General features: G+C 71.9%; 7 protein-coding genes and 1 pseudogene. 5 read left to right on the top strand and 3 right to left on the bottom strand.

The features are described from left to right. Both AB0C29_RS28610 and AB0C29_RS28605 read left to right on the top strand, forming a co-directional pair. A pseudogene (locus tag AB0C29_RS28610) lies at nucleotides 1-274 on the top strand (hypothetical protein); the annotation flags it as partial. A gap of 59 nt (nucleotides 275-333) precedes the next feature. Next, complete coding sequence (locus AB0C29_RS28605; protein ID WP_360826306.1) at nucleotides 334-1,956, top strand: acetolactate synthase; 1,623 nt, start codon at nucleotides 334-336, stop codon at nucleotides 1,954-1,956. Nucleotides 1,957-1,966: 10 nt separating this feature from the next. Here AB0C29_RS28605 and AB0C29_RS28600 read toward each other — a convergent pair whose 3' ends face one another. From AB0C29_RS28600 to AB0C29_RS28590, 3 genes are read right to left on the bottom strand one after another with little or no spacing between them, the layout of a single operon-like run. Beyond that, on the bottom strand, nucleotides 1,967-2,299 hold the full coding sequence (locus tag AB0C29_RS28600; protein ID WP_360826303.1) for a PLDc N-terminal domain-containing protein: 333 nt from the start codon (nucleotides 2,297-2,299) through the stop codon (nucleotides 1,967-1,969). Between the two features lie 38 nt (nucleotides 2,300-2,337). Then, nucleotides 2,338-2,640: a DUF202 domain-containing protein gene (locus tag AB0C29_RS28595; protein ID WP_360826300.1), complete on the bottom strand. Its 303-nt coding sequence runs from the start codon at nucleotides 2,638-2,640 to the stop codon at nucleotides 2,338-2,340. Beyond that, a complete protein-coding gene (locus AB0C29_RS28590; protein ID WP_360826298.1) occupies nucleotides 2,637-3,044 on the bottom strand; it encodes a DUF202 domain-containing protein in 408 nt (135 codons plus the stop codon). Before AB0C29_RS28590 ends, AB0C29_RS28595 begins: the two co-directional genes overlap by 4 nt. A 182-nt stretch (nucleotides 3,045-3,226) precedes the next feature. On the opposite strand from AB0C29_RS28590, the gene AB0C29_RS28585 reads away from it, so the two are divergent. The 3 genes from AB0C29_RS28585 (at nucleotide 3,227) to AB0C29_RS28575 (ending at nucleotide 6,257) form a co-directional block, all read left to right on the top strand. Beyond that, nucleotides 3,227-4,006, top strand: a complete 780-nt coding sequence (locus tag AB0C29_RS28585; protein ID WP_360826295.1) for an electron transfer flavoprotein subunit beta/FixA family protein — start codon at nucleotides 3,227-3,229, stop codon at nucleotides 4,004-4,006. Between the two features lie 14 nt (nucleotides 4,007-4,020). Next, the gene (locus AB0C29_RS28580) at nucleotides 4,021-4,980 is read left to right on the top strand and encodes an electron transfer flavoprotein subunit alpha/FixB family protein (RefSeq protein ID WP_360826292.1); all 960 of its coding nucleotides are present in this window, start codon (nucleotides 4,021-4,023) and stop codon (nucleotides 4,978-4,980) included. Between the two features lie 101 nt (nucleotides 4,981-5,081). Beyond that, entirely contained in the window at nucleotides 5,082-6,257 is a 1,176-nt protein-coding gene (locus tag AB0C29_RS28575; RefSeq protein WP_360826290.1) for a cysteine desulfurase family protein, read from the top strand. The last annotated feature ends 45 nt before the right edge of the window (nucleotides 6,258-6,302 follow it).

Here is a 6,302-nt window from a genome sequence, read left to right as displayed (position 1 = left end):
CTCCCGGCCGGTGCCCCCGCAGGCACGTCCCGCGGCGGTCAAACGGCCTGCCCGCACGACCAGACGGGACGCGCCTTCGCAACCCGCGCCCCGTCAGCGCAAGCGCACCGGCGGACCGCTGCGCTTCCTCCAGGTGCTGCTCAGCATGCTGGTTCTGGTCACCGTGCCGGTGGTGGCGATGGTCGCGGCGTACAGCGTGATCGCGAGCGTGTCGATGGAGGACGCGGTCCGGTTCATCGCGGACGACCTGCGGCGGCTGCTGGAGCGAGTCTGATTCATCTTTTCCCGATCGACCGGTAGCGTGCTGGCGAGGACCGAGCGGCGGGAGCTGGCATGGCGGAGATGATCGAGGGCCACGGCGGGGACCTGGCGCTGGCGGCGCTGCGGGCGTACGGGGTGACGGAGATGTTCACCCTCTCCGGCGGGCACGTCTTCCCGCTGTACGACGCCGCGCACAAGGCCGGTTTCCCGATCTACGACGTACGGCACGAGCAGTCAGCCGTCTTCGCCGCCGAGGCCGTCGCCAAGCTCCAGCGCCGTCCCGGCCTCGCCGTGCTGACCGCCGGGCCCGGTGTCACCAACGGCATCTCCGGCCTGACCAGCGCGTTCTTCAACGCCTCGCCGGTGCTGGTGCTCGGGGGCCGGGCGCCCGCCTTCCGCTGGGGCTCCGGCAGCCTCCAGGAGATCGACCACGTCCCGCTGGTCACCCCGGTCACCAAGTACGCCGCCACCGTCACCGGCACCGAGGAGATCCCCGGCGAGGTGGCGAAGGCGCTGACCGCCGCGCTGACCGCCCACCGTGGCCCGGCGTTCCTCGACCTGCCGCTGGAGGTGCTGTTCTCCAGCGAGGACGTCGCCGCGCCGGGCGCACCCGAGATCCCGGTCGTGCAGCCCGACCCGGAGCAGGTCACCCAGGCCGCGACGCTGCTGGCCGGCGCCGAGCGCCCGGTGATCATCGCCGGCTCCGACGTGTGGGGTGGTGACGCGATCGCCGAGCTGCGGGCGGCCGCCGAGGCGCTGCAGATTCCGGTCTTCACCAACGGCATGGGCCGCGGCGCGCTGCCGCCCGGTCATCCGCTGGCCTTCGCCAAGGCCCGCCGCCCGGCGCTGAACGAGGCCGACGTGGTGGCCGTCATCGGCACCCCGCTCGACTTCCGGCTCGGCTTCGGCGAATTCGGTGCCGCCCAGGTCGTGCACATCGTCGACGCGCCGAGCCAGCGCGCCGGGCACGTGGAGACCGCCGTCTCACCCGCCGGTGACCTGCGGCTCATCCTCACCGCGCTGGCCGGGCACAGCGGCCGGCGGGCGGATCACAGTGAGTGGATCGAGGGCCTGCGCGCCGCCGAGGACGCCGGCAAGGCCCGCGACGCCGAGGCGATGGCCGCGGAGAGCGACCCGATCAAGCCCGCCCGGATCTACGGCGAGCTGCGCAAGGTGCTGGCCCCGGACGCGGTCACCATCGGCGACGGCGGGGACTTCGTCTCGTACGCGGGCCGCTTCCTGGAGCCCGCCCAGCCCGGCACCTGGCTCGACCCGGGCCCGTACGGCTGCCTCGGCACCGGCATGGGTTACGCGATGGGGGCCAGGGTCACCTACCCCGACCGGCAGATCTGTGTGCTGATGGGCGACGGCGCGGCCGGCTTCTCGCTGATGGACGCCGAGTCGCTGGCCCGGCAGGGGCTGCCCGTGGTGATCGTCGTCGGCAACAACGGCATCTGGGGCCTGGAGAAGCACCCCATGCAGGCCATGTACGGCTACGACGTGGCCGCCGACCTGCAGCCCGGCCTGCACTACGACCGGGTGGTCCAGGCGCTGGGCGGGGCCGGCGAGACCGTGGAGAAGTCGTCGGAGCTGGGCCCGGCCCTGGAGCGCGCGTTCGACGCGGGCGTGCCGTACCTGGTCAACGTGCTGACCGACCCGGCCGACGCCTACCCGCGGTCGTCGAACCTGGCCTGACCGGCCCGGTTCACTCGTCCTTCTCCAGGTCACGCTCCCACTGGGCGAGCAGCTCCCGGTCGCGCTTGGACTGCTCGGTGTCCACCGAGCGCAGGAAGTCGGGATCGTCGTCCGGCGCGGCCGGACGCGGCTTGCGCAGCACGGGGCCGTGCTCACGCGGCGGCGCCTTGGGGCGTCCCGAGACGAAGTAGGCGAGCGGACCGAGCAGGGGGATCAGCAGGATGACGAGCACCCAGAGCGCTCGGGGCATGTTGCGGACCCGGGGGACCGACAACGCGCTGATGAGCGCGAGCACCAGAAGGACGAGCTGCACCGCAGCCAGGAAGACGAACAACCGGACCATGAGGCAATGATGACGCGCCGGAGGAGTAACGGCGACGATCAGAGCGTGACAAGCACCGTTGCGAGGACCGCGAAGGCCACCGTGATGCCCGCATAGGCGGTGATAGTGCGCTGACCAGGCTGCGGCGGCTGCAGCCCGAGACCACGGGCGCGGCGGTACGCGAGAGCGACCAGCGCGGCCCAGCCGGCCAGGGCGCCCGCCGCCACCAGATACGTGCCGGGTCCCGCCGCCGGGCTGAACGCGGGCCGCGCCGCCAGCAGTGCGACCGCGGCCGCCGACAGGCCGGTACGCCGCCAGGCCAGCCTCGTGCGTTCGGCCGACGCGCCGGGATCGGTGGTCACCCGACTGCCTTGATCACCACGGCGGCGACCAGCAGCAGCGCGCCGAACGCGACCACCAGCGCCAGGATCGCCGGGAAGCGGGACTTGGGCAGGTCGGCGCCGAGCCGCATGGCCCGTTCCGTACGCGCCCAGTGGTCCACCGCCCGCAGCGCGACCACCCCGCCGAGCAGCAGCAGCGCGATGGCGATGCCCTCGCGCAGGTGGGCGATCGGCAACGGCGGCAGGAACTGGGCGCAGGCCAGTCCGCCGGCCAGCAGCGCCAGCGCGGTCCGGATCCAGGCCAGGAAGGTGCGCTCGTTGGCCAGCGAGAACCGGTAGTCCGGCTTCTCGCCGACCATCGGGGTCTTCTGCGGGTTGAACCACTGGTCGAGCACCGGGTGATTATCGACCAGCGAAGTGAACATTCGCACCCGGCTCCTGCGGCCCCTCCGTCGCTGCCGTGGGAGAAGATGGATCAGATCCATCGGTGAGGTGAGTCACTCTCGGTGGTGGAGACCCCTATGCTACCGACGGGTAACATCGGCCGGGGGGACAGCAGCCACGGCTGCAGGCGTGCGTCCACAAACAGGAGGGTCGTCGAAGCGCGATGAACATCGTCGTACTGGTCAAGCAGGTACCCGACTCCGGTGCTGAGCGCACCCTGAGCCCGGGCGACAACACCGTCGAGCGGTCCTCGGCGAACAACGTCATCAACGAGATGGACGAGTACGCCATCGAGGAGGCGCTGAAGATCAAGGAGGCGCACGGTGGCGAGGTGACCGTGCTGACGATGGGACCCGAGCGGGCCACCGAGTCCATCCGCAAGGCGCTCTCCATGGGCCCCGACAAGGCCGTACACATCACCGACGACGCCCTGCACGGCTCGTGCGCCGTCGCGACCTCCAAGGTCCTGGCCGCCGCCCTGGGCACCCTCAACGCCGACCTCGTGCTCTGCGGCGCCGAGTCGACCGACGGCCGGGTCCAGGTCATGCCGCACATGCTGGCCGAGCGGCTGGGCGTCGCGGCGCTCACCGGCGCCCGCAAGCTCACCGTCGACGGCAGCCAGCTGACCGCCGAGCGGCAGACCGACGAGGGTTACGAGGTCGTCACCGCGGCCACGCCGGCCGTGGTCAGCGTCTGGGACACCATCAACGAGCCGCGCTACCCCTCCTTCAAGGGCATCATGGCCGCGAAGAAGAAGCCGGTGCAGACCCTGTCGCTCGCCGACCTGGGCGTCTCCGCCGACGAGGTCGGCACCGCCGGCGCGACCTCCGCGGTGGTCGAGTTCGCGAAGCGGCCGCCGCGTTCGGCCGGCACCAAGATCACTGACGAGGGTACGGGTGGCGAGCAGCTCGTCGCGTACCTGGCCGCCGAGAAGTTCGTCTGAGAAGGGCTCCCACCATGGCTGAAGTACTGGTCGTCGTCGAGGCCTCGCAGGCTTCCGGCGTCAAGAAGGTCACCCTCGAAATGCTGACCGTCGCCCGTACCCTGGGCTCGGTCTCGGCCGTCGTGCTCGGCGGCCCCGGCGCCGCGGCCGAGCTCGCCGGCAAGCTCGGCGAGTACGGCGCCGAGAAGATCTACGCCGCGGAGAGCGACGAGATCGACGGCTACCTGGTGGCTCCGAAGGCCACCGTCGTCGCCGAGCTGGTCAAGCGGGTCCAGCCCGCCGCGGTGCTGCTGGGCTCCACCCAGGAGGGCAAGGAGATCGCCGGCCGGCTCGCCGTCAAGCTGGAGAACGGCCTGCTGGTCGACGCGGTCGAGGTGGCCGAGGACGGCACCGCCACCCAGGTGGTCTTCGCCGGCTCCACCATCGTCAAGTCCCGGGTCACCAAGGGCGTGCCGATCATCACGATCCGCCCGAACTCGGTCACCCCGGCTCCGCAGCCGGCCACCCCGGCCGTCGAGCAGCTCACCGTGGTCGCGTCCGACACCGACAAGCTGACCAAGGTCGTCGAGCGGGTCGCCGAGCAGAAGGGCTCGCGCCCCGAGCTCAGCGAGGCCTCGATCGTCGTGTCCGGCGGCCGCGGCGTCGGCAACGCCGACAACTTCAAGCTCGTCGAGGAGACGGCCGACCTGCTCGGCGCGGCCGTGGGCGCCTCCCGCGCGGCGGTCGACTCCGGCTACTACCCGCACCAGTTCCAGGTGGGCCAGACCGGCAAGACGGTCTCCCCGCAGCTGTACGTGGCCCTGGGCATCTCCGGCGCGATCCAGCACCGGGCCGGCATGCAGACCTCGAAGACCATCGTCGCGGTCAACAAGGACCCCGAGGCGCCGATCTTCGAGCTGGCCGACTTCGGTGTCGTGGGCGACCTGTTCAAGGTCGTACCGCAGGCCAACGACGAGATCCGCAAGCGCAAGTAACCGGCGTGAGGAAGCGGCCCGGCGGGTTCTCCGCCGGGCCGTTCCGCGCTCCATCCAGCCGGATCGTTTCGGTTGACGGCTCAAGGCATAAGCTTCACTTGATGGCCTACCTGGATCACGCGGCGACCACGCCGATGCTCGCCGAAGCGCTCGACGCCTACGTCGCGGCCGCCCGCGAGGTCGGCAATCCGTCGTCCCTGCACGCGGCCGGCCGCTGGGCCCGCCGCCAGGTCGAGGAGTCCCGCGAACGCATCGCCGCGGTGCTCGGTGCCCGCCCGTCCGAGGTGATCTTCACCAGCGGCGGGACGGAGAGCGACAACCTCGCGACCAAGGGCATCTACTGGGCCCGCCGAGGCGCCGACCGCCGCCGTAACCGGGTGGTGGCCTCGGCCGTCGAGCACCACGCGGTCCTGGACGCGGTCGAATGGCTGGCCACCCACGAGGGCGCGGAGGTCAGCTGGCTGCCGGTCGACGCGACCGGCCGGGTCGACCCGGAGTCACTGGCGGCCCTGCTGGCCGAGCACGGCGACGAGATCGCGGTGATCAGCACCCAGTGGGCGAACAACGAGGTCGGCACGATCCAGCCGATCGACGAGCTGTCCCGCCTGGCGATCGGGGCCGGCGTCCCCTTCCACACCGACGCGGTGCAGGCGGTGGGCCAGGTCCCGGTCGACTTCGCCGCCAGCGGCGTGGCCGCCCTCACAGTGACCGGCCACAAACTGGGCGGCCCGATCGGCGTCGGCGCCCTGCTGCTGGGCCGCGACATCGCCGCGACCCCGCTGCTGCACGGCGGCGGCCAGGAACGCGACGTCCGCTCGGGGACCCTGGACACCCCGGGAGTGGTGGCGTTCGCGGTGGCGGTCGAGGCCGCGGTCAAAACCCGCGAGGAGTACGCCCAGCGGGTGGCCGCCCTCCGCGACGAACTGGTGGAACGGGTCCACAAGGCGATCCCGGACGCGGTCTTCAACGGCCACGCCACGGATCGTCTGCCGGGTAACGCCCACTTCTCCTTCCCGGGGTGCGAGGGAGACGCGTTGCTGCTGCTCCTGGACGCTCAGGGGATCGCGTGCTCGACGGGGTCGGCCTGCTCGGCCGGGGTGGCGCAGCCGTCGCACGTCCTGCTGGCCATGGGCGCGGACAACGACCGGGCCCGGTCGTCGCTGCGCTTCACTTTGGGTCATACCTCGACGACCGAGGATGTCGATACGCTGATGGCGGCGCTGCCGGGGGCGGTCGAGCGTGCCCGCCGGGCTACGGCCTGGAAAACACCCCGCTGACCCAGCGCCCAACCGACCGCCGCCCGCCCGCTGCCCGCTGCCGTT

Source organism: Actinoplanes sp. NPDC048791 (assembly GCF_040650095.1).
Classification (GTDB): domain Bacteria; phylum Actinomycetota; class Actinomycetes; order Mycobacteriales; family Micromonosporaceae; genus Actinoplanes.
The sequence above is the reverse complement of the archived record's forward strand: the minus strand, read 5'-3'. Positions and strand labels throughout refer to the sequence as shown.

Coding starts and splice junctions, on each gene's coding strand:
- AB0C29_RS28600 (WP_360826303.1), bottom strand. CDS start 2,299: ATGGTCCGGTTGTTCGTCTTCCTGGCTGCGGTGCAGCTCGTCCTTCTG.
- AB0C29_RS28605 (WP_360826306.1), top strand. CDS start 334: ATGGCGGAGATGATCGAGGGCCACGGCGGGGACCTGGCGCTGGCGGCG.
- AB0C29_RS28575 (WP_360826290.1), top strand. CDS start 5,082: ATGGCCTACCTGGATCACGCGGCGACCACGCCGATGCTCGCCGAAGCG.
- AB0C29_RS28585 (WP_360826295.1), top strand. CDS start 3,227: ATGAACATCGTCGTACTGGTCAAGCAGGTACCCGACTCCGGTGCTGAG.
- AB0C29_RS28590 (WP_360826298.1), bottom strand. CDS start 3,044: ATGTTCACTTCGCTGGTCGATAATCACCCGGTGCTCGACCAGTGGTTC.
- AB0C29_RS28580 (WP_360826292.1), top strand. CDS start 4,021: ATGGCTGAAGTACTGGTCGTCGTCGAGGCCTCGCAGGCTTCCGGCGTC.